We start from the raw sequence: 23,037 nt of genomic DNA on the forward strand, positions 1-23,037 counted from the left end.
AAAGCCTGAAGCAGTATGGCCTGTTAGACTCGAATGCCGTTCTTCGCCTGCGGTCCTAACTCCTAAAGCCGCTGTAGGTTCAAGAGAAATATTTCTATCGAACCGGGCTTCTTGGAACCTAAATCCGTTCCCTTATTTGTGTTAACACCCCTACTCGGGCGGTTTCTGTGACGAAAAAAGCTACTTCTAGCAACTGATGATACGAGTTCACCGTTTCAATTCTCTGCCAACGGACAATAGCAGGCGGTTTGCGACCAAGGGTCAAAGGCCGGCTTTTATGAATGTATAACGCCAGCCACTTCCTGACGCGGGCCATTGGCGCTGATCCGTTTTCACAGGCATACAGGCATGTAAGTAGCCCCATAAACCCCAGCTAACGCCGCAGCCCCCAGCTAAGATGTAGTTAAGGAAACGGTCATCGCTATCCATTGGCATGTGGGCACCTCACCATCGCAGCAGATTTTTCCACACAAATGAACTGAGCTAACCGCCCTGAACGGAATTCGAGTTCTTAGGTGGTCCGAACTTGTAGTTGGCTTCGTGTAGCGCATTAACCTAGGGATCAACCTCCAGGATGTTCAAAATGGATTTCGACTTTTTTGGTGATGGTGCCTCGCGGGAGCGAACATCATCCTAGTAGCGCAGCGCACGGGATAACTTTCGACTTGAAGCTACATCTACTGTAGCAATTACACTTGTCTCATCACGATTCGATGGAGACGGGAATGAATGCCGACACAACTTTGCTTCAGCCGACAGAATTACTCGACTTTTGCCGAGGCCCGATCAGTAGTCTCATCGAAAAGCGTGGCTGGCTGGCGCTTTCCGAACATGGTCGGATCGGCGCAGCATATGATTTCGTCCGTAATGAGATCCACTTCGGCTATAACCGCGCGGACAACATTCCGGCCTCAGTCGTGCTGATGGACGGCTATGGCCAGTGCAATACTAAGGCCACGCTGCTGATGGCGCTTCTGCGCGCGCTCGGTTTCCCTTGCCGGCTGCATGGCTTCACCATCCACAAGGCTCTTCAGCGTGGCGTCGTGCCCGAAGCAGTCTACCCGATTGCGCCGGTAGAGATCCTGCATTCATGGGTCGAGGTTCGCGTTATTGGCACCTGGGTGAACCTCGAAGGCTTTATTCTGGATACTGACTACCTAACCCGGCTCCAAGCGCACTTCCCCGGACGCAAAGAGTTCTGCGGTTACGGCATCGGGACAGATTGTCTCGGCGCACCACCGGTCGACTGGCGCGGTGGTGACACCTACATCCAACGCACTGGCATCACGCGCGACCTCGGAACATTTGATGCCCCGGATGAATTCTATCGGCAACATCGGCAGGAATTCGGACGCCTTCGTGGATGGCTCTACCGACACGGAATTCGCCATTGGATGAACGCACGTGTCGCCGCGCTCCGGTCGGGCCGCTTGGTCCCCTCGCCAGAGATTACGGCCCACAATCAAGAGGAGCCGCATTATGCCGCATGATCACGGTAATGCCCACATGGACCCGACTTCCGGGGACCGGAGGGTATCGGTCGCCATTTGGGCCAATGCTCTTCTGACTGTTGCGCAGGTCGTCGGCGGCATCTTTTCTGGCAGTCTTGCCCTCATTGCAGACGCACTGCACAATTTCTCTGATATGGCATCGCTAGTCATCGCCTTCGTCGCGCGCAAGATTGCCCGGCGACCGGCAGATGAACGCATGACCTTCGGCTATGGCCGGATCGAGATCGTAGCGGCGCTGATCAACTACACCACCCTAATCCTTGTCGGCGTCTATCTGATTTACGAGGGCGCGATGCGCTTTATCGAGCCAACGGAGGTCGCTGGCTGGACCGTCGTTATCCTCGGTTGCGTGGCGCTCGCGGTAGACAGCTTGACCGCATGGCTCACCTGGTCGATGCAGAAAGGCAGCGTGAACATCCGCGCGCTCTTCCTACACAATCTATCCGACGCACTGGCCTCAGTAGCGGTGATCATCGGGGGGACGCTGATCATTCTCTACGACGTGACTTGGGTCGATCCGGCGATCACGATTGCCATTGCCCTCTACATTCTCTACCTCGCCCTGACCGAAATCGGAAAGCCGATCCGTACGTTGATGCTCGGCAGCCCCCCCGACATGGATAGCCGTGCAGTGGTCCGGGCGATGACCGAGGTGGATGGTGTCGAGGACGTGCATCACGTTCATCTCTGGCAAATGCAGGAACACGAAGCAGCGCTCGACTGTCACGTGGTGCTGACAGAGGCGGGCTGGAGCCGCATCGAACCGGTCAAGGCGGAAATCAAAGAACGGCTGAGTACGGAGTTCAGCATAATGCATTCCAGCTTTGAGTTCGAGAACATCCACCACGCGCACCAGAACGTCCAACTCTTCGGCCACGGCGACGTAGAGAAGAAACCCGACCACGAAGACAACAAAGATACTGAAAGACAGTGACAATGTCACCGGCATCGTTTGCCAGAGCAAACGGTATGGAGCGCACTCATGCGCCGCACTCATGCGCACCAGAATGAAGAGTGGCGGACCATCCGGCCAAGTCGGTGGGGCGAGTGAAATGCCTCCACGATAAGGCCCCACAAACTGCTTTCAGACAGCGTTAAAAGACCGAACGCCACCCCGTCAGAAAATCGACCCTACGTCCGAAGTGGCCGTCGGGTAAGCTGCGGGCATCGCTTTCACCTGCGCCGCCCCTGCCAGTGATGAGTTTCGCTCCGTCATGTGTTTCACCGATGCGCTTCTGCGAACATCAGCCCGAGGTATCGGTGAAGCTCACCTCGATATCGCCCCTCTCTCGTGCCCCTGAAATGGTCCTGTTTTTTAGGACAGCTTTGTGGCTCAGCTAAGATGTAATTTGGTTGGTTTCATGCCGCCCTCTGGGTCCGCTCTGCTTCAACGAATGCGTCGTCAGAGGATTGTTTGTCGAGAGCCGTGTGTGACACCTCGGAGTTGTAAAACCCGACCCAGTCTTTGATTAAGCGCTTGGCTTGAAACCCGTCCTGCAATTCATGCAGATATACAGCCTCCTGTGCGAGTATTTGGTACCAGCGCCTTTTCTACCGCGGAAGGTAAAAGGTCTATCAGGCGAATGCCCGGTCGCAACAAACAATGAGGGCCAACCTACGGCCCTTAATGATGAGAGCGGTCGGCCCTCATTGCTGCGAAATGATCGGCGGGGCGCACCTACTAGTTCTTACCCGCCTTCGGAGTTGCGGACTTTCCGAAGCTTTTCGAAGTAGCGAACCCTTTTTGATAGTTCTCGCTCGAACCCGCGTTCAACAGGCAGATAATGCTGGGGCCTTGCCATCCCATCAGGAAAGAAAACCTGACCAGAGAAACCGTCGGGAGCATCGTGATCATATTGATACCCTTCGCCGTATCCAAGATTCTTCATCATTGCTGTGGGCGCATTCACGATGTGCATGGGGGGAGGTGCGGAACCGGATATTTTCGCATCAGCGCGCGCGGCTTTGTGTGCCAAATAGCCGGCATTCGATTTCGGGGCCAAGGCCAAGTAAATTGCGGCCTGAGATACAGCCAGATCGCCTTCGGGACTGCCAAGCTTTTCGAAAGTGTCCCACGCGCTCAGACAGATACGGGATGCCTCCGGATCTGCCAACCCTACGTCCTCCCATGCGATCATTGTCAGCCGCCGCAGGATAAAACGAGGATCTTCGCCGCCCTCAAGCGCTCTATGGACCCAGTAAATTGCGGCCTCGGGGTCAGAACCCCTTATCGATTTCTGGATGGCACTTGCGATCGAGTAGTGACCATCTGACGCGCGATCATACTGCGCCGCGCGCTGTGTCAAGCGATTGGCCACTTCCTTTGCAGAATAGATATGGTCCCGGGGCCAAGTGAGCGTGCTCTCGACCAAATTCAGAAGAGCCCGCCCATCACCATCCGCCATGGCACAAAGGAGCTCCTTCGCTTCGTCGTCCAAAGGCAGGGGGCTATCAAGAACCCTCTCAGTGCGTGCAATTATGGCGGATAGCGCTCGTTCGTCAAGGCGCTCCAAGACCATCACCTGACACCGGCTAAGCACAGCCCTGTTCACAGAGAATGATGGGTTCTCTGTCGTTGCTCCGCATACGGTAACCGTCCCGTCTTCCATCACTGGCAGCAAGGCGTCAAGCTGGGTCTTGTTGAAACGGTGGATCTCGTCAATGAAAAGGAGTGTTCCCTGCCCCCTGCGGTGGCGGCCGCGCGCCGCCTGGAAAGCCCTCTTAAGGTCCGCGACGCCACTGAATATTGCACTGATCTGCTCGAAATGAAAATCCGTTTTCATAGCCAGCAGCCTGCCAATAGTGGTCTTCCCGACGCCGGTCGGCCCCCACAGGATTAGAGACGAGATTTTCCCTGCTGCCAACATGGAGCCCAGCGGACCATCGCCGGCCAGTAGCTTGTCTTGACCGATAACTTCCTCGATGGCTTGAGGCCTCAGTAGGTCAGCCAAGGGGCGGGTCTTAGCCTTTCCTGTTTCAGGCTCAGTCGCATCGTCTTGTTGCTCAAACAGGTTCATTCGTCGCTCCATTCATTTCCCCAATCAAAGGCACATCAGGTCTTCGTTCGAGGTTCGCGACAAACGTGCATCGAATTCGGGCCACCTTAGAAGTCCGCGTCCAGGTGCTGTAAAAGGTTAGTCTTTCGCTGGAGGGCGATTGAGCCTCGATCCACCGCTTGCTGGACCAGGCCCATATCCTCACTGCAAACAATTAGTTTCTTCTGTGCGCGTGTCGCGCCCGTGTAGAGCAGCGTCTTATCCAGCATGTGCGTTGCCCTTCTGTTCAAGACGAGGATTACGTTCTCCCACTGCGACCCCTGCGCCTTATGGATGGTCATAGCGTAACCGAGGCTCATCTTGTCCAACAGGTCTGCATTTAGATCGAACATCCGGCCGCCGATCTTAACGCAGCCAAGGTGCCCGTCCTCGGTTTGTTCATCGAAGATCTCCACGATGGTGCCGAGATCGCCATTTCTAACGCCAATGTCGTAGTCGTTCTTTGTTATGAGGATTGGATCGTTCAGGTAGAACTTGCTGCCTGTGAAACTTACGTAGTCATAGACGCCGTCCTCATGGACTAGACGAACTACAGGACGGTTGAAGCCCAGCCGGCGTTGCATGCCCATGTTCAGGTTTCCGACACCAGCTTCGCCAGCTTGCATCGAGGTTAGAATTGCGCACCGTTCAGCCCCCCCGTGAACCTGGAACAACTGACCAATTTCATCTGGGTCGACGCGTCGTAGGACAGCGCAATCAATTTCCACTCCCTCCTGATAGTCAGGCAAAGCTATGCACCCGTGTTGATGCCTCACCGCCGTTGCAAACCGATGAATTCCGCTCTCGGCTCCTTGGCGTTTCACCTCAGTTAGTTCGACGGCCGGGAAGGTCGATTTCATAATGTTATGAAACAACAGGCCGCCCCCGACGGGCGGCAATTGGTCCACGTCACCTACGAAGATAAAACGCGTGGCAGCAGGTAGGTGTAGCAGAAGGGCGTGCATGGAATATAGATCAACCATACTGGCTTCATCGATCACAACGATGCAATGGTCGGGACGCTGGTCCTGCTTCTTCCTTGCCATGTCCGCACAGAACTTAGCAATTGTCGAAGCAGGTCTACCAGTGGCTTCAACCATCCTTTGTGCAGCCCGCCCTGACAACGCGACCTGGAAGATATCAACACCAAAGGAGACCCTCTCCAACACCGTCACGATAGCCTGAAGGATTGTCGTCTTGCCCGTCCCTGCTCCGCCCGATAGCGCGAACACGTTCATACTTGACGCAAGCAACACCGCACGCCTTTGCTCATCCGTGAGCCTGAATTGAATGGTCTGCTCAAATTCGCGCAATCGCTCCGTAACCGCCTCAACGGTTAGATTGCACTCCCAATCCGCCGCGCTGCTGCCCGCGCCCGGCGGTCGAAGGATTGCATCACGCAGCCTCTGCCCCGTAAGGGCCTCAAGCAGAAATTCCCCTTCAAGTTGAAAGCCGTCCTCGCCACGGATATAGCCGATGAGTTCCTGTTCCATCGCGTGCCGCAGGACGACATTGAAGTCGACACCCATCTCTCTGCATTTCTTCTCGAACGCAGGCCGTAGCATCAAAGTCGATGACGTAGCGCGACAATATTGCGAAATGAGATCAGCTGCCAACGCAGCTTGGTATTTCGGGTGATCCGAGGCAAAGCCCAACCCCTTTGCAATCTTGCAGCACAGCTCGAATGGGACGTCGAAGTTCAGCAGCCGAAACGGGTTCTCCTTCAACATCGCGATGGTTTTCTCACGCCAAACCGCCGAAAGCGTTTCAGCCAGCTTTACCGGCAGATGGTGATCAGCAAGCCAGTTGATAGCTGCCATGTAGGCATCGCTTGGGAATTCCAGTAGCAGTGGGCCGATGGACCGACTCGGAACCCCAGCCTCCAAAAGCGAGCTAATGTCCCGTTCCTCGATGATCTCGATCAAGCGAGGATTGCGGGCCAGGCGACCAGCCTTGACCTCCCCAATGCCCTTCACGTTTCTCTGGAGCCACGTTTCCAGCAAGCGAGTGTTTGGCTTTACGAACCGAGCTGTATGGGCTTCGAGATGATCCTCGATGATTGTGTATCCGCCGGCCGTGAACGTTGTCTGTGCCGTCGGCCCGTCGACTTCCCACAAGGAACCAACCTTGGCAGCATCCTTGCAGGCTTCTGGCAGCGAAACAGAGAGGCTATTCGCCACGTGTATGACGCTGCCATCAGCTGCGATGCGCATGGCGGTGACAGAGCCATTTCGACGCCTCTTCGATACCTGGATGAGCATGGGTCAGCGGAAGTCTTTCGTCGTCTCCAAGAAGGCATCTCTCGCCGACTTGAAATGCTTCACCTCTTCGAGTTCACGGCGCAATTGTCGGTTCTCCTCTTGCAAGCTTGCGATCCGCTGCAACAGCTTCGAATTCGACGTCGCTGTGCGCTTCATTCGATCATTGGCTCTTTCCCTCGCGGCGCTTTCCTCAGCGATGGATTTGGATAGGGCTGGATGTTGCGAACCCCATCGAACGTCGAGTTCTTCGACGAGTTGTTTGATGGCGGGGTTCTGTCCAAATGAACGTCTGTTGAAGCCAAGCTCAGTGGCAACCTCCTTGCGGTTTAGCTTACCCCGACGAATATAGTCCGCATGATCACCCCGCGCTTCCCGCTCAGAGACCCATGCAACGAAGCGAGCAAAGTTCTCGCTCCCTAATTGCCGACCGCTAGACATTATTCCGCCACCTTCATCTGGAACTTGGTCCTCAACTGATCTTTAAGCCTGCTGATCTCTTCGTATGCTTCAACAAGCTTCCCTTGTAGTCGCTCTACATCCTCATCCAACTTGGCGTTATTTTCGAGAAGACGATTGTTCTGTTGGAATAGCGAAACATAGGAATGGTTCTGGGACGCTAGGCGATCGGCCATGTTTTGCTCGAACGCCGCTTTGGCATATTCCGAAAGCTTTATCTGCTCGAGCTTACGATACTTTTCAAGCAGGGCCGAGTAGGCGGCCTTTCTCTCAGTTGCTGAGGGCCTAGCGTTGCTCAAACTCCGGGCCTTGATCGCGGCCTCCAAGCGCGTGTTCAGCGACCCTATGAACTCTACAGTGCGCAGAACATCTCGCCGATCCTTATTTCTGAGGTGTCCCTCGTTGAGCCCCGCTGCTTTGTTGAGAGTTGCGGCGACCAATTTCCACTCCTTGATTTTGACTGTGCGTCCGGGCTTCAATCCCCGGGTGAATGCCAGCTTCTTCTCGAACGCTACGAGTGCGACATCCACAATGCTTTTGTAGCTTTGCGCAACATCAGCATCATAATACCAGAGAGGCGGGCGAGCTTTGTCAGGCAGCTGAGGAGAGAAATCGAGATCAAAATCTTCCATTTCAAGGTCAGACATCCACCTTCTCCATTTTTCTCACCAGAGCCTCCAGAGCCCTAAGAGTCTTTTGAGCGCCATCAACGAACAGTGGGCCGATCAGATCATTGCCTTGCCATTCCTGAGCCTCCGCTCGGTAGGTCGCAAGACGTCGTTTTAATGTCAGGAAGTGAGGATCATCCTTGTTGTCAGTTTGTTTTATTATGCAACTATTTACACACCCTACGCAGCTATCTACATCAGCCGTTTGGGTTCTTGGAATACCCGCTTCGTCACGGCAATTCGCGAGTTGTTTTGTGTTCTCAGTCAAAACACATAAACCATATTCATGAGGGGTGACAATCGGCTCGCCAACATGCTCTTCTATAATCTGCCTAATGGTTGCATCACGCGCACTCTTATCGTGCATCTCGACTAAACCAATATTGTCCGCTTGCCTCGTGAGGAATTCACCCAGCTGCCCATGGAGGGTGGCAGCACCATCTACGTATCGACTGACGAGTTCAAAAATCTGGCGCCTACCAAGGTGCTGATACTCCGACAGCTCGACCTTATTATGCGTGTAGACTCCAGTCATTTTCGACCCGAAATGGTGCCGGTAATGATCGCGGATAAGTGGCATAATATTTCCATCGAAACGGCGCATGGCAAACTCGGCCCAAGCATGGCGGAATCCATGAGCTGTTACGTGCGGGCAGTAGTTACGGACATCATCACCCTGTCCCTCAAGAAAAATCTCGTAGAAGGAATTAACCTGCATCGTAACGTTAATAGCGTTTTTATTCAGAGAGTATACCGGCTGGTTCTGCGAGTTGAAACTATACCTAAAGTAGGAGAAAAGCTCTTTCCTCCTCTCGCAGGTCAAGCCGACGCCACCTAGACCATCCAGGACATCGATAAAATCGGCGACAGCAGCCGAAACATGCCGATCCGTAACGACCCCATGGTTGGTTTTTTCGATGTTCGACGCGAAGATATAGTCCGCCCCCTTTTTCTCGAACGCGTCGCGTGCCATTCCGCTCGCTTCACTATGTCGGATACCAGTCAAAATAAGAATCGCCAAATAACATGCTGTAAGAAGATGGTCCCCCTTTCGGGTAATTGAACTCTTAATTGAATGTGTGCCAATCGAGAATGGGATTGATGGAAGGGGAAGCTGATCTCTCGACTTCACGTTCGGGTAACACTTGCAAAGCTCCTCGAAGAACACTTGATCTACAGACCAAGCCTTTAATCGGCTGCCATAGCATGTGCTCCGTTCACCAAAATTTGAGAAAAATTGGCCAGCGGTCTTCCAACTAGGAAGCCTTCCCTCTTCGCGAAGCCTTCGTTCCGTTTGAAACCACGCGAGGACGTATTTGGTCTCATCCGATTTTATCAGCTGGAAACAATAACCTAGGACAGCCAAAGCAATTTCGAAAGGAACGATCGAAAAACTTCCGCCAGCCCGCCAATCTGCGTAGCTTTCGCCGGCATCTCTCACCCATACTGAGCAAAGGTCTTCCCAACGCCCACTTAGATTAGACGCCGGTAAGTACTGCTCAGGCACCAAACGGTGCTCCGCGTACCGCAAATCATACATCCACGCAAGTAGACGAATTCTACTGAACACCGTGGGCCCCCGAGCAATCGAACCATCGATATTGTGTATCACGAGCTCTATAAGTTCACTCTCACAGAGATCAGCTAGCAGTCGCCCCTGAAACTTACTGTTCATGAAATGAAATACTGAGGCAATGTTACCATAGGTAGAACTCATGCTTCTGGGACTCTGCACAGTCGCAAAGCCATCATCCACCCCTTCACAACGCAAGAACACAATATTCTTTGCGACCAGCTGCTGCCAGCTTCGAAGCTCCCCGAAACGACTCCTAAAGTCAATTTTCACTACCTCGCCCGAATCGACGTGATGAATAAACCAAATATCGTCGAAATACTTACCTGGGTTCTTGGCGTAACAAGAAGAGTCAATGAGAGGAGCACCGTCAGACGAACTAGCAGCATCTATCATTCCACGATCCATGAGTTCCCCCCTTCCGATATCGGTGCATGTGGTATCCTGCGTTCCAAATGCCCATATTTTTCAGATGCATCTTTCAGACTGACAGCACTGAAGCGCTTCAGGAGCAACTCAAGAAAGTTAAGCTTTGCCCACGCATTGATAGCCTTGTCGAGGTCTTGGGTGGCAAAAAGACCCTCTAACTCTCCCTCGATATGGCGCACCTCTTCCATCATCATGCGAGCCGTGAGACCGGAATCGAAGAGATAAATCATTCCATCCTTTTTAATCAAACCGCTTTTTTCGACAATAAATTTCTCTGCCTTTGCGGCCGCTAGGATTGTTTCGGGAGGAGCTTCGAGACTACTTCCCCGCAAGCCTATAAAATCCACTAAAGCAGAAACTGAAAACGGGCTTGTTCTCTCCTCCCATTCACCAATAATATCATGTGAAATACTGGCCATTTCCTCTGACACGGCGGCGGCAAACGCCCTGCCCTTCCTCAGCTTCACTTTATCTCTCGACCGCGCCCGATAGATTTCCTCACGGGTCTTCAATGTATGAAATTCATTCTGCGCTTGTCGTGAGAGTTCATCTGGATCTTCACTGTAATAGGACTTCAGCAGCGTAGTGGATTTAATGAATCCTCCTCGTTTTGCTTCTTCCGCATATACATGCGACTGAGCAATTGCCGAAGGAAGCAGCGCTTTAGCCGTACGCCTTTCGACGTCACCAAAATTAAACGCTCTGCCATTCTGACGTTTGACTTGAACGACGCTTAAGTATATCTGTTTAACTACAATTAAGTTTGCGTCTGACAAACCGTACTCGATCAGCCCTTCCGAGTGATCGGAAAAAGCCAAATGATAGAAATTCCAGGTGGAGCTAAAACGGGAAGTCTGCGGTTTATAGGGTGATATCATCGCTTCAGAAACGACATTCCCCAATGGGCGCTGATCATAGTCCCACAGATATGCTTTAAGCGCTCGACCCATCCTTGTATTCTTCTTAATACAAACGTTCTCTGCCTTACCACTCCGCCCCTTGAAGCTTCTAATCCAAATTCCTGTCGCATCTTCATCAATTTGCGCCCGTTTGAGGCGAACCGTGTTAGACAACTGAATTCTTCGTGATGCCAACAGCCAGACAAGGCACGTCTCTTCTTCCAAACTGGGGCCTAAGAAGTCGAGAAGTGAAAGCATTAATCTGGACATAATGGAGAAATTCTTCCCTCCATTTTCCCAAACAGACCATTGAGATTTCGGGTATGAACATGACGCAGTGACTTTTAAAAGCTGGTCTGCGAAACCCTTCGCTCCATTTTTGGCCAAATTCACTGCGGATGAAAAACGTTCGAAATGTATTGACTTCCGCCATTGGGACATTGCGATTGCATTGAGAAACGCATCATCCATAGCCACCAGAATCTCGATGTTAATACCCAAGATTTCGAACCACTCATTCTCCCATTTCAGAACTCTGGGTGAGTACGCTTGTGTTCTTTCAATCTTCCTGAGCCGTTCCACGCCGATCCGCGTCACCGCATCGCAGATCTTAGCATATAGCTCTGGATGCTCGTTCCGAAGTCGCTTTCGAACATCTGACCATTTTCGGATAAACGCAGATGCATAATCAGTAACAGCATCGATGTACTGCTCATTCGTATAGTTAAGACTATCGCCGAATACATCTTCGAGAGACCTGGTCGGGTATCTTTCTACCGCTCTTAGGTTTGGCCAATAGCCGCTATCGAGGGCTTTTGCCCCCTTCCCCCCGATAAGGGTTCTGATCTCGCGCTTCACTTTTAGATCATCGCTCTTATCGGCGGCTTTATTGAACAGCCTCTTGGCGTCGTCCATGCTTGCCTTGATGCTGTATTCTGATGTCAACTCAGACTTTAAACGCTTGAGTAGCGCTCTTCCAAAATAACGCCTGTCTGATTCTTCACCGCTGACCGCTACCTTCACTATATATTCAAATGCTCTTTTATAACTTGGCACACGGGAAGCTGTGATGCCCGATTCTGGGGAATTTATGACTGCAATCATCGGCCCGATATATCGGTGGCATCGTAGTTGGGCAGGGACGCCAACCTCTTGAACCACGCCGAGGCTATCTACACCAATCCGTGCCACCCCCTTCAATGTGCCTGGTACATTCTGGACGTTGCTACGGTATTCTGCAGCATAGTCGCTCTCTTCTTCAGTAAGGCCTCCACGAATTAAACGCGCTTCCGCAAATGAAGATCGATTAGTCATTCAAACTCCTCCGTCACGTAGCGGACTTGGCTGGCATCAGATGTTTGATCGACCATTTTGGCATTCTGTTCTTCAGCGTTGCCATGGAGAAGGATTTCGAAGTTGATGTATATATTCGTGGTGTCGAGACTTTCATGCCCTAACCTCTCTCTAAGCTGCTCATAGTTTTCGTTCAAAGCGCGAAGCCTATTCGCAAGGTTAGTCGCGTAGGTATGTCTCAATCCGTGGAATGTCCGTGTCCGGCTATGCCGTATCCACATATCGAGATTGGGAGTGTTCGCATTCCCATTCAATAGTATGGCGTCCTTGCAAGACTTATAAATTTTTGACGGATATGACGTGCTTAATCTTATGTCGCGCGCCGACCCAAACGCAATATCGCCCGACACATGAAAGGTATTAACATAGCGGAGGATATCCTTCGCCAAGGCAGTTGGGAAAGCAATCTTCCGTACCTTTCCGGAACCCCGCCCCTTACCAATGATTGCGTATAAAAATTCGTTTCTCTGGCTGCTTTCAGCTTTCTTCAGCTCACTCCTAATTCTTGGAATACTGAAGTTGTCGGGATCAACGATTTCAGCGCCGCGGCAACCGGTCTCGTAGGCTACGCGAAGTATGAGTTCATCTCGCCTTCTTAGCCTCGCGTTCTTTTTAACAACGTAACCAGAGAGGGTTTCGAAGTCTTTATAGGAAAGGTATTTCGCGTAAAGGCCAAACGGATCGAGTGAATTCTTTGTTCCGGCCGCCAGATTCACTTCCTCTTGCAGACTATGATTTATGTATTCCGATACCTCTATAGCCTTCTCAATGAACCCCAGATGCTCCATCGCCCTATAGAACTTTGCGATGAACCCGTGATAGTGTTCAACGGTAGTCGCTTCTAATCGCTTCTCTTGAAAGAGATGTTTGTCTAAGTATGCTTCGAGAAAGAACGCATCGACTTGGAGAGGCTCTATCCCTTTGCTTTTGGCAAAGTTCAGGAAATTTGCGACTTGGTGAGCCAGTTGATCATAGCCTCTCGGCTTCCGGTAGTATTCATTCATGAGCCAGATAGACGCAGGGAAGTAGGGTGCGAGCGTATCACCGTCTCGGATCATCTTGACGGTTCTCACCATGCCTTGGTGTTCGACTTCGCAAGTGACAACCTCAAATCCGCTCATACTGCTCCTGATGATGATCTGCAGGCTGTGGGCAGGTAGTTAATTCACCATTCAATATTACATTTTGCCGTAAAAATATACCCCGTCGTCGAAACGACCCTCAAAACGCTGGTTTGGGTATTTTTTTGCTTTGGTCTATAGAGTTAAATATGAAATCAGGTTGTAATGCGAATCCCCCGATTTGTCGTATTGCGCGGCCCGCCGCATGAGGCGTTTCGACAGCCCCGCCTGGTCGAGCGGCGCATCGCCTTTCCACGCCGTGACCTGCTCGATCAGGTTGAGCAGCGCCCGCCCGTCGCCATCGGCCATCTCTAAAAGCGCCTCGCGCGCCTCGGGCTGCAACGGCAGGGGCTTGCCCAACTCGCGCTCCGCCCGCTGCGCCAATCGCTCCAGATCGGTGAGCGGCAGGCGTTCCAGCACCAGCACCTGCGCGCGGGACAACACAGCGGCGTTCAATTCGAAACTCGGGTTCTCGGTGGTGGCACCGACCAGAAGGATCGTGCCATCCTCCATATGCGGCAAGAACCCATCTTGCTGCGCCTTGTTGAAACGGTGGATTTCGTCGACGAACAAAAGCGTCCCCTGCCCCTGCCGCCGCCGCATTTTGGCCGCGTCGAAAACCTTGCGCAGTTCCGGCACGCCCGAGAAAATCGCGCTGATCTGCACGAAATGCAGATCGGTTTCATCCGCCAGAAGCCGCGCGATGGTGGTCTTGCCCACGCCGGGCGGCCCCCAGAAGATCAGCGAAGACAGCGCGCCCGCGGCCAACATCACCGACAGCGGCGCATCGGGGCCAAGCACTTTTTCTTGCCCAATCACCTCGGACAGCGCGCGCGGCCGCAACCGATCCGCCAAGGGGCGGTGCCCGGCCTCTGCCGCTGGGTCGCCGTCACCAAATAGATCCGCCACGCTACCCCCTGAACCGCAGAGCGACACGCCGGTCGCCGCGCTGAATAACCATCTGCATGCGCCGCACCTCGCCCGATAACAGGGCAACCAAGGTGCGGGTCTCAGCCACCTCTACCCCATTCACAGACAAGATCACATCACCGTCCCGGAGCCCGACGCGCGCGCCAAAGCGGCCGCCATCCATCACCACGACGCCGCTGCTCTCCAGCGGCAGGTTAAGCTCGGAAATTACCGCCGGATTGATCCGCGCGGCCCGCAACCCCGGCAAAAGGCTCCGCGCACCCAGCGTAACCTCGGCGCGGTCGGGTTCATCCGGCGCGGCGATCAGCGCCACGGTCATCTCTTGCGGCACCCCATCGCGCATCACGCCGATCCGCGCAGAATGGCCCAGACCGGCGACTGACATGCGGTAGATCATCTCGGACGGGGTATTCACCGCTTGGCCATCCACGCTGACGATAACATCCCCGACCCGCAGCCCCGCCGCGTTAAAAGGACTGGCGGCATGCAGCCCTGACACAATGATCCCCCCGGGCCGATCCAACCCCAAAGGCCCCGCCATATCTGCATCCACCGGCTGACCCGCCAATCCCGCCCAAGGCCGGTTGAACACCGCCTCCCCTGCGCGCGCCTGTTCGACAAAGGCCGCGACCAGATCGGCGGGGATGGCAAAGCCGATGCCGTTGCTGCCGCCTGAGCGGGTCAGGATCGAGGTGTTCACTCCAATCAGCCGCCCCTGCATGTCGATCAGCGCGCCTCCGGAGTTGCCGGGGTTAATCGGCGCATCGGTCTGAATGAAATAACCTTGCCCGCCATTATTCGCCGCGCCGGACCGGGCGAGGCCCGAGACGATGCCGCTCGAAACGGTCTGGCCCACACCGAAAGGGTTGCCGATAGCCAAGGTAAGTTCGCCCACCTCGACCGCATCACTGTCGCGCAATTCAAGGAACGGCAGGTCTTCTGCACCCTCCAGTTTGAGAATCGCCAGATCGCTGTCAGCATCCCCCAAAAGCACATGGGCGTTGAATTCGCGGCGGTCGTTCAGCACCACGCGAATATCGGTCGCGGTGCCGACGACATGGTAGTTGGACACGACAATGCCATCCGCCGAAAGAATCACCCCTGAACCAAGTGAGTTCTGCACCCGGGGCCGTTCTGAAAAAGGATCACGGAAAAACCGCTCAAAAAACGGATCGCGTTGAAGCGGTGTGCGCTGCGGCTCGGTCATAATGCGGGCGTAGATGTTGACCACAGCGGGCGTGGCTTGTTTGACCAGCGGCACGAAACTTAGCTGCATCTGGGCGGCGGAACTGGGCACCTGCTGCGCGGCCAGAGGGGCGGCAAGCAGCATTAGGATCATCGCGAAATATCTCATGCCCTCAGATATGCGCAGTCGGTTTGGCTGCTGCAACTCCCATTTGGAAGAAGCCTGAAATATCCCTGCCCCAACGAAAAAGCCCCGCCAAATGGCAGGGCTTTCCATTCCGCAATCTGCGAAATCTTATTCTGCGGCGTCTTCTTCGGCCAGACGCGCTTTGTCTGCGGCGCCTTTGGCGTCGCGGTCGCGGTCGACGAATTCGATGATCGCCATCGGCGCCATGTCACCATAGCGGAAGCCAGCTTTCAGAACGCGGACGTAACCACCTTGGCGGTCTTTGTAGCGCGGGCCGAGGATGTCGAACAGTTTCGCGACATACTGGTCTTCTTTCAGCTTGGCGGCGGCCTGACGGCGGGCGTGCAGATCGCCACGTTTGGCCAGCGTGATCATCTTTTCGATGATCGGCTTCAGTTCCTTGGCTTTCGGCAAGGTTGTTTTGATTTGCTCATGCTCGATGAGCGAGCCTGCCATGTTCGAGAACAGCGCCTTGCGGTGTTCATGTGTACGGTTCAGGCGGCGGTATCCACGTGCGTGACGCATTGTCTTACTCCAATCGTGATGCCCTCTACGGGCGGTTTTGCTTTGTCTGGCCCGCGATGCGTGTCAGGGGCTCTCCTTGGGGCGTGCGCCCGGTCGTAACGGTGCCCGATTTCTTTTGAAGAAATCGGCCCGGAAACTTTAAAAGTTTCCGGGTCCGTGTCTCTTAGAACGAATCCTCGAACTTCTTGGCGAGGTCTTCGATGTTTTCTGGCGGCCAGTCTTCGACATCCATGCCAAGGTGCAGGCCCATGCCCGACAGCACTTCCTTGATCTCGTTCAAGGACTTGCGGCCAAAGTTCGGCGTGCGCAGCATTTCGGCTTCGGTCTTCTGGATCAGATCGCCGATATAGACGATGTTGTCGTTCTTCAGGCAGTTTGCCGAACGTACGGACAGTTCCAACTCGTCGACTTTCTTGAGCAACAGCGGGTTGAACTCAAGACCATCGTCGTCGTCCTGACGGGACGCCGATTCCGGCTCGTCAAAGTTGACGAAGATGCCCAGCTGGTCCTGCAGGATGCGCGCGGCAAAGGCCACGGCGTCATCCGGCGTGATGGACCCGTCTGTTTCCACTTTCATGGTCAGCTTGTCATAGTCCAGCACCTGCCCCTCACGGGTGGGCTGCACGTCATAGGAAACCTTCTTGACCGGCGAATAGATCGCGTCGATCGGGATCAGACCGATGGGCGCATCCTCAGGCTTGTTCTTGTCGGCAGAGACATAGCCCTTGCCGGTGTTGACGGTCAGCTCCATGTAGACATCTGCACCATCGTCGAGGTGGCAGATCACATGCTCGCGGTTCAGAATCTCGATACCGGCGGATTCGGAGATGTCACCGGCGGTCACAACGCCCGGACCTTTGGCAGAGATCGACAGGCGCTTGGGGCCTTCGACTTCCATGCGCAGGCTGACGCCTTTGAGGTTCAGGATGATGTCGGTCACGTCTTCGCGCACACCGGCCACGGAGGAAAACTCGTGCAGCACGTTGTCGATCTGCACAGATGTGATCGCCGCGCCCTGCAGCGAAGACATCAGCACGCGGCGCAGCGCGTTGCCGAGGGTCAGGCCAAAGCCCCGTTCCAGCGGTTCGGCCATGACGGTCGCCTGACGTGCGGGGTCGTTGCCCGGCTTGACGTCAAGCTGTTGCGGCTTGATCAATTCAGCCCAATTCTTGTGGATCATGCGTCCCTCCATCCTTGTTTGTGCCTCATGTCCAAATGACACAAACGCTCGAGGTTTCTGAAAAGCGGTATGGGGCCGCACGCAAGGCGCGACCCCATGTAAAACAGTCCCGGCTTAAACGCGGCGGCGTTTGGGCGGGCGGCAGCCGTTGTGGGCCATCGGGGTCACATCACGGATCGAAGTGATGTTGAAACCGGCAGCCGCCAAAGCGCGGAGTGCGGATTCACGACCCGAACCGGGGCCCTGAACTTCGACTTCCAGCGTCTTGACACCGTGATCCTGCGCCTTGCGGCCAGCATCTTCTGCGGCCATCTGAGCGGCATAGGGTGTCGATTTACGTGACCCTTTGAAGCCCATGGTGCCAGCGGAGGACCAGGAAATTGCGTTGCCTTGAACATCCGAGATCAGGATCTTGGTGTTGTTAAAGCTCGAGTTCACATGCGCCACGCCTGCGGCGATGTTCTTGGAGACCTTACGCTTGGTCTTTGTCTTATCGCGTGCCATTGATCAGACCCTCCCTTATTTCTTCTTGCCAGCAATGGCCTTAGCGGGGCCTTTGCGGGTGCGAGCATTGGTGTGGGTACGCTGACCACGGACGGGCAGGTTACGACGGTGGCGCAGGCCACGGTAGCAACCAAGGTCCATCAGACGCTTGATGTTCATCTGCGTATCACGACGCAGGTCGCCTTCGACGGTGTAGTTGGCGTCGATGTGCTCACGCACGGCCAGAACTTCGGCGTCGGACAGTTCGTTAACGCGACGGGTCGCGTCGATGCCAACGGCTTCGCAGATGGCTTTGGCGGAGGAGGTGCCAATACCGGTGATATAGGTGAGGGCGATTGGAACCCGCTTTGCAGTCGGGATGTTTACGCCGGCAATACGTGCCACGTTAGCTATTCCTTTTCGTTGCGGGTCCGTCGTTCCAGACCCTTTTTTCACAACACAAGCCCGAGGCGTTTGGGCCATCGGGCTGAGGCTGATCAGGTGATCTTACGGGGCTGGGCGGAACCCTTGCCGCAATTTGATTCTCTTGCGAGATAGGGGTGACTATGAGGTTTTGCGCAGGGCGTCAAGCCTTGCACAAAACTCCCGTAGGATCGGCGGCGCGGAGCGAAAGGCAGCGTCGCCCCTGCCCCCACCGCCGGGAAATCACTTGTCGAGAATCTGCGCGATGGCGCCGCGGACTTCTTCGATCTGACCCAGACCCTTCACACCGCTGAGCATCTCTTTGGCGTAGTAATAGCCGATCAGCGGAGAGGTCTGTTTGTAGTAGGCCATCAGACGGGTTTTGAGGCTTTCCTCATTGTCGTCCGCGCGGCGCTTGAACTCGGTCCCGCCGCAGTTGCTGCATTTCCCATCTTCGGGGATCGGCTTGGTCAGGTCGTTGTAAACCTCGCCGCAGGACGCACAGGTCGAGCGTGCGGTGATGCGGGCGACCAGTGCCTCATCGTCGACCTTCATCTCGATCACGGCGTCGAGGGTCTGGCCCTCTTGCTGCATCAAATCGGCCAGCGCGTCGGCCTGCGCCAGCGTGCGGGGGAAACCGTCAAAAATAAAGCCGCCATGCTCGGCTTTGTCGGTAAGCTTTTCGCGGATCAGGCCGATGACGATCTCATCGGTGACCAGCGCGCCGCGGTCCATGACATCGGCCACGATCTTGCCCATCTCCGTGCCGCTGTCCTTGGCTTCACGCAGCATGTCGCCGGTGGAGAGCTGAACCATGTTGCGAGTCTCGACCAGATGACGTGCCTGGGTGCCTTTGCCTGCGCCCGGAGGCCCGAGTAGGATAATATTCATCGACGTACGGGGCTCCGTTTCTTGCGTGTACCTTTGCCTTTGCCCGCGCCTTTGCCGCGCAGCTGAGACTTCTCAAGCAGACCTTCATACTGGTGCGCCAGCAGATGGCTTTGAACCTGTTGGATCGTATCCATGGTGACCGAGACGACGATCAGCACCGAGGTGCCACCGAAGTAGAAGGGAATGGCGAACTGGCCGCGCAGAATCTCGGGCAGAACACAGACCGCCGCCAGATAGGCCGAGCCGAGAACGAGGATGCGGTTGACCACATACTCCAGATACTCGGAGGTGCGCTTGCCAGGGCGGATGCCGGGGACAAAGCCGTTCTGGTTCTTCAGGTTGTCGGCCACGTCATCAGGTTTGAAGCTGACGTTGAAGGTATAAAAATAGGCAAAGAAGACGATCATCGCCACGAAGAACAGCAGGTAAAGCGGCTGGCCGGGGCCAAAGTTCGCCAGAAGCCAGGACATCACCGGGCTGGTGGAATTGCCCGAAAACGTGCTGACGGTGACCGGCAGAAGCAGCAAAGAAGAGGCGAAGATCGCCGGGATCACGCCCGCCGGGTTCACCTTTACCGGCAGGTGGCTGGTGCCGCCGTCATACATCTTCATCCCGACCTGACGGCGGGGGTATTGGATGTGAATCTTCCGCAGCGCGCGCTCCATGAAGACCACGAACATGATCGTCGCAATCACCATGACCAGCACACCCACGATCACCGCAGGGCTGATCGCACCGGAGCGGCCCGAAGCGAAGAACTGCGCGATGGCGGCAGGAACCTCGGCGATGATGCCGACGAAGATGATCAGCGAGATGCCATTGCCGATGCCGCGTGCGGTGATCTGCTCACCCAGCCACATCAGGAACATGGTGCCGCCGACGAGGGTAATCATACAGGCGGCGATGAAGCTAAAGCCCATCTGCCCATCGGCCACGATGTCACCAGCCTGAAGGCTGACCGCAAGACCGTAGGACTGCAGGGTCGCCAGCGCCACGGTGCCGTAGCGCGTGTACTGGTTGATCTTCTTGCGCCCCTGTTCGCCCTCTTTCTTCAACTGTTCCAGCGCCGGGACCATGGAGGTCAGCAACTGAACGATGATCGAGGCCGAAATATAGGGCATGATGCCCAGAGCGAAGATACCCATCCGGCCAAGCGCGCCGCCGGTGAACATCGACACCATGCCGCCGATGCCTTGGCCCGCGCTCTCCATAAAGTCACGCAGTGCGCCGCCGTCGATGCCGGGCACCGGGATAAAGGTGCCAAGGCGGTAAACGATAAGCAGCCCGAGTGTGAACAGGATCCGATTGCGCAGGTCTGTTGCCTTGCCCAATGCGGCCCAGCTCGTGTTCGCGGCCATGTTTTCGACGGCAGATACCATGAGGGGTCTCTTCTTTTGTTGCGAAAACGCCGCCCGGGCCGTTTTCCGGCGGGCGGCGTTCGGGAAAACTTGAGGATATGTAAGCGGCTGGCGCGCCGCTCACAAGCCTTAAGGCCGCTTTACTCGGATGCCTCGGCCGCCTTGGGGGCGGTCACGGTCACCTTGCCGCCTGCCTTCTCGACCGCCTCGATGGCGGACTTGGAGGCGCCAGCGACGTTCAGGTCGATCTTGGAGGTGATGTCACCCTTGGCCAGAACGCGGATACCGTCCAGCTCACGACGGACCAGACCGGACGCGATCAGGGCGGCACCGTCGATGGTGTTGCCGGCGTCGAGCTTCTTGGCGTCGATGAATTTCTGGATCAGGCCCAGGTTCACGACAGCGAAAGACTTGCGGTTCGGCTTGTTGAAGCCACGCTTGGGCAGACGCTGGTAGATTGGCATCTGGCCGCCTTCGTAGCCGTTGATGCTGACACCGGAACGGGATTTTTGACCCTTGATACCACGGCCACCCATTTTACCCTTGCCGGAGCCGGGGCCACGGCCAACGCGCATACGCTTCTTGGTTGCGCCTTCGTTGTCGGAAAGTTCGTGCAGTTTCATGTCGCTTCTCCTTTTGCCGGAAATGGCCCCCAGCGACGGGAGTGGCCAAACGCGGCGTTGCGATTCCATTGCGACCCAACACGGGCCACCGGGGGCGTATAGGGGATGGCGGGAGGCGTGACAAGGGGGTGGGTAAACGCAGGTAGGTCGTCATCCTCCCCCTACCTGCGCAATCCGTTTGCTTAATGGCAGTGGTATGGCTCTGACCCAGCATGGCAGCATTGACCGGGCGGTGAAGATTTCCGGCATCCGCCGCCATGCGAAGGAACTTCGGAGGTATAGGGTGTGGCTCTTTGCGTGTGAGCTGACGCGAAGGATGGCATGCCGAACGTCGCAATAATGAGTACAAAAACTGAAAAGGCTTTCATCGTTTATCCAATACGTTAACGCCCCCGCAAAAATCTACGAGGCCACTCAACGGTAAATGTTAACTAAATATTAACAAGTGTACAAAATCCCGTTGTTACGGCAGCAGTGATAGCCTCATGGTTCCGTAAGACGCGATGAAGGCGTCCAACATCACTCCGACACATCGGTCCGGAACAGTACGTGAAGCCGCAAATAGCAAAACGCCCCGCAGTTCCCTGCGAGGCGTTTTCGTAGAGTGGTCCCCCACCCTACCGCTGAACCAAAGTTCAGCCTTTCTCTTCGACGATCTCAACCATATGCGAGACCTTGTTGATCATGCCGCGGACGGAAGGTGTATCTTCCAGCTCACGGGTACGACCCATTTTGTTCAGACCCAGGCCAACCAAAGTTGCCTTTTGCTTGGCGGGGCGGCGGATCGGCGAGCCGACCTGCTTGATTACGAGTGTCTTGGCCATGCTTATGCCTCCTCAGCCACTTGTGCGGAGGACTCTACGTTGTCTTCACGCTTGGGCAGAATGTCAGCCACTTTCTTGCCGCGACGCTGCGCGACGGAACGGGGCGATTGCTCTTTCTTCAGACCGTCCAGAGTGGCGCGGATCATGTTGTAGGGGTTCTGCGAACCAACCGATTTGGACACAACGTCTTTCACGCCCAGCATCTCGAACACGGCACGCATCGGACCACCGGCGATGATACCGGTACCTTCAGGTGCTGTACGCATGATAACGCGGCCTGCGCCGTGGCGACCATGCATGTCGTGGTGCAGGGTGCGGCCTTCGCGCAGTTGAACGCGGATCATCTGACGCTTGGCTTGCTCAGTCGCCTTGCGGATGGCCTCGGGTACTTCTTTCGCTTTACCCTTACCAAAGCCGACGCGGCCTTTCTGATCGCCCACGACTACAAGTGCGGCAAAGCCGAAACGCTTACCACCCTTAACGGTCTTGGACACGCGGTTGATCGCGACCAGACGGTCAGCGAATTCCGGGGTCTCGTCGCGCTGGTTGCGGCGGTTGCCCCCACGGTTGTCATCTCTTGCCATCTGGCATCTTCCTTTTTCTGTGGCCCTGAGGCCCTTAGGATCAATCCTGGTGAGCCCTTGGCCCCCGGATCATCGAGAGGGCCAACCCGGCCCTCTTCGCAGGAAAGCTATGCGCAGGGCATAGCTTCCATATGAAAGCGGGTGCGTGGTTGCCCACGCACCGCACAATCAGATCTTCAAACCGCCTTCACGCGCGGCGTCGGCCAGAGCCTTCACCTTGCCGTGGAAGAGGAAGCCGCCACGGTCGAAGTATGCTTCTTCGACGCCAGCTTTCTTGGCACGTTCGGCAATCGCGGCACCGACCTTGGTCGCTGCTTCGATGTTGTTCTTGCCGAAAACGCCCAGATCCTTTTCCATCGAGGAAGCGGAAGCCAGTGTCACGCCGTTCACATCGTCGATCAGCTGAGCCGAGATGTTTTTGGACGAACGGTGTACCGACAGGCGAAGACGCCCGGCGTTCACTTTGCGGAGTTTGTTCCGAACGCGCATGCGGCGTTTCAGGAACAGCTGTCTTTTGGTGTTTGCCATCTTTCCGTTC

Annotated in this window: 20 protein-coding genes and 1 pseudogene; 2 read left to right on the forward strand and 19 right to left on the reverse strand. The window is 55.3% G+C overall.

What is annotated here, in order from left to right; all coding sequences use genetic code 11:
* The first annotated feature begins 725 nt into the window (after nt 1–725).
* Both B5M07_RS14635 and B5M07_RS14640 read left to right on the forward strand, forming a co-directional pair.
* The gene (locus B5M07_RS14635; RefSeq protein ID WP_244153561.1) at nt 726–1,490 is read left to right on the forward strand and encodes a transglutaminase-like domain-containing protein; all 765 of its coding nucleotides are present in this window, start codon (nt 726–728) and stop codon (nt 1,488–1,490) included.
* Entirely contained in the window at nt 1,480–2,445 is a 966-nt protein-coding gene (locus tag B5M07_RS14640) for a cation diffusion facilitator family transporter (RefSeq protein ID WP_120351855.1), read from the forward strand. The genes B5M07_RS14635 and B5M07_RS14640 overlap by 11 nt, the downstream gene beginning before the upstream one ends.
* Before the next feature lie 754 nt (nt 2,446–3,199).
* Here B5M07_RS14640 and B5M07_RS14650 read toward each other — a convergent pair.
* The 19 genes and pseudogenes from B5M07_RS14650 to rplR all read right to left on the reverse strand — a co-directional run bounded on the left by B5M07_RS14650 (nt 3,200) and on the right by rplR (nt 23,027).
* Nucleotides 3,200–4,528 carry a replication-associated recombination protein A gene (locus B5M07_RS14650; protein ID WP_093737960.1) on the reverse strand — a complete coding sequence of 443 codons (1,329 nt, stop codon included), beginning with the start codon at nt 4,526–4,528 and terminating at the stop codon, nt 3,200–3,202.
* 86 nt (nt 4,529–4,614) lie between these two features.
* Entirely contained in the window at nt 4,615–6,807 is a 2,193-nt protein-coding gene (locus tag B5M07_RS14655; RefSeq protein ID WP_120351856.1) for an AAA family ATPase, read from the reverse strand.
* Nucleotides 6,808–6,810: 3 nt separating this feature from the next.
* Nucleotides 6,811–7,245: a hypothetical protein gene (locus B5M07_RS14660; protein ID WP_093737964.1), complete on the reverse strand. Its 435-nt coding sequence runs from the start codon at nt 7,243–7,245 to the stop codon at nt 6,811–6,813.
* Nucleotides 7,245–7,910: a hypothetical protein gene (locus B5M07_RS14665; RefSeq protein ID WP_093737966.1), complete on the reverse strand. Its 666-nt coding sequence runs from the start codon at nt 7,908–7,910 to the stop codon at nt 7,245–7,247. The genes B5M07_RS14660 and B5M07_RS14665 overlap by 1 nt, the downstream gene beginning before the upstream one ends.
* A complete protein-coding gene (locus tag B5M07_RS14670; protein ID WP_120351857.1) occupies nt 7,903–9,912 on the reverse strand; it encodes a hypothetical protein in 2,010 nt (669 codons plus the stop codon). Before B5M07_RS14670 ends, B5M07_RS14665 begins: the two co-directional genes overlap by 8 nt.
* Nucleotides 9,897–12,146: a hypothetical protein gene (locus tag B5M07_RS14675; RefSeq protein WP_162931878.1), complete on the reverse strand. Its 2,250-nt coding sequence runs from the start codon at nt 12,144–12,146 to the stop codon at nt 9,897–9,899. Before B5M07_RS14675 ends, B5M07_RS14670 begins: the two co-directional genes overlap by 16 nt.
* Nucleotides 12,143–13,306 carry a tyrosine-type recombinase/integrase gene (locus tag B5M07_RS14680; RefSeq protein ID WP_120351859.1) on the reverse strand — a complete coding sequence of 388 codons (1,164 nt, stop codon included), beginning with the start codon at nt 13,304–13,306 and terminating at the stop codon, nt 12,143–12,145. The genes B5M07_RS14675 and B5M07_RS14680 overlap by 4 nt, the downstream gene beginning before the upstream one ends.
* 144 nt (nt 13,307–13,450) lie before the next feature.
* Nucleotides 13,451–14,215, reverse strand: a pseudogene (locus B5M07_RS14685) (AAA family ATPase); the annotation flags it as partial.
* Between the two features lies 1 nt (nt 14,216).
* A complete protein-coding gene (locus B5M07_RS14690; RefSeq protein ID WP_120352285.1) occupies nt 14,217–15,590 on the reverse strand; it encodes a trypsin-like peptidase domain-containing protein in 1,374 nt (457 codons plus the stop codon).
* Nucleotides 15,591–15,716: 126 nt separating this feature from the next.
* Nucleotides 15,717–16,133, reverse strand: a complete 417-nt coding sequence (gene rplQ, locus B5M07_RS14695; RefSeq protein ID WP_067622218.1) for a 50S ribosomal protein L17 — start codon at nt 16,131–16,133, stop codon at nt 15,717–15,719.
* Nucleotides 16,134–16,296: 163 nt separating this feature from the next.
* A complete protein-coding gene (locus B5M07_RS14700) occupies nt 16,297–17,313 on the reverse strand; it encodes a DNA-directed RNA polymerase subunit alpha (RefSeq protein ID WP_007118862.1) in 1,017 nt (338 codons plus the stop codon).
* Nucleotides 17,314–17,427: 114 nt separating this feature from the next.
* A complete protein-coding gene (rpsK, locus tag B5M07_RS14705; RefSeq protein WP_067622222.1) occupies nt 17,428–17,817 on the reverse strand; it encodes a 30S ribosomal protein S11 in 390 nt (129 codons plus the stop codon).
* A gap of 15 nt (nt 17,818–17,832) precedes the next feature.
* Entirely contained in the window at nt 17,833–18,201 is a 369-nt protein-coding gene (gene rpsM, locus B5M07_RS14710) for a 30S ribosomal protein S13 (RefSeq protein ID WP_007118860.1), read from the reverse strand.
* Between the two features lie 261 nt (nt 18,202–18,462).
* Nucleotides 18,463–19,110: an adenylate kinase gene (locus B5M07_RS14715; RefSeq protein ID WP_120351860.1), complete on the reverse strand. Its 648-nt coding sequence runs from the start codon at nt 19,108–19,110 to the stop codon at nt 18,463–18,465.
* A complete protein-coding gene (gene secY, locus B5M07_RS14720; protein WP_120351861.1) occupies nt 19,107–20,489 on the reverse strand; it encodes a preprotein translocase subunit SecY in 1,383 nt (460 codons plus the stop codon). The genes B5M07_RS14715 and secY overlap by 4 nt, the downstream gene beginning before the upstream one ends.
* Before the next feature lie 119 nt (nt 20,490–20,608).
* Nucleotides 20,609–21,091: a 50S ribosomal protein L15 gene (gene rplO, locus B5M07_RS14725; protein WP_067622231.1), complete on the reverse strand. Its 483-nt coding sequence runs from the start codon at nt 21,089–21,091 to the stop codon at nt 20,609–20,611.
* 635 nt (nt 21,092–21,726) lie between these two features.
* Nucleotides 21,727–21,915, reverse strand: coding sequence for a 50S ribosomal protein L30 (gene rpmD, locus B5M07_RS14735; RefSeq protein WP_007118856.1), 189 nt, complete (start codon nt 21,913–21,915; stop codon nt 21,727–21,729).
* Between the two features lie 2 nt (nt 21,916–21,917).
* On the reverse strand, nt 21,918–22,499 hold the full coding sequence (rpsE, locus tag B5M07_RS14740) for a 30S ribosomal protein S5 (protein WP_067267992.1): 582 nt from the start codon (nt 22,497–22,499) through the stop codon (nt 21,918–21,920).
* Between the two features lie 168 nt (nt 22,500–22,667).
* On the reverse strand, nt 22,668–23,027 hold the full coding sequence (gene rplR, locus B5M07_RS14745) for a 50S ribosomal protein L18 (RefSeq protein ID WP_067622237.1): 360 nt from the start codon (nt 23,025–23,027) through the stop codon (nt 22,668–22,670).
* Between the last annotated feature and the right edge of the window lie 10 nt (nt 23,028–23,037).

Origin of the sequence: Sulfitobacter sp. D7 (assembly GCF_003611275.1) — a bacterium.
GTDB lineage: Bacteria > Pseudomonadota > Alphaproteobacteria > Rhodobacterales > Rhodobacteraceae > Sulfitobacter > Sulfitobacter profundi.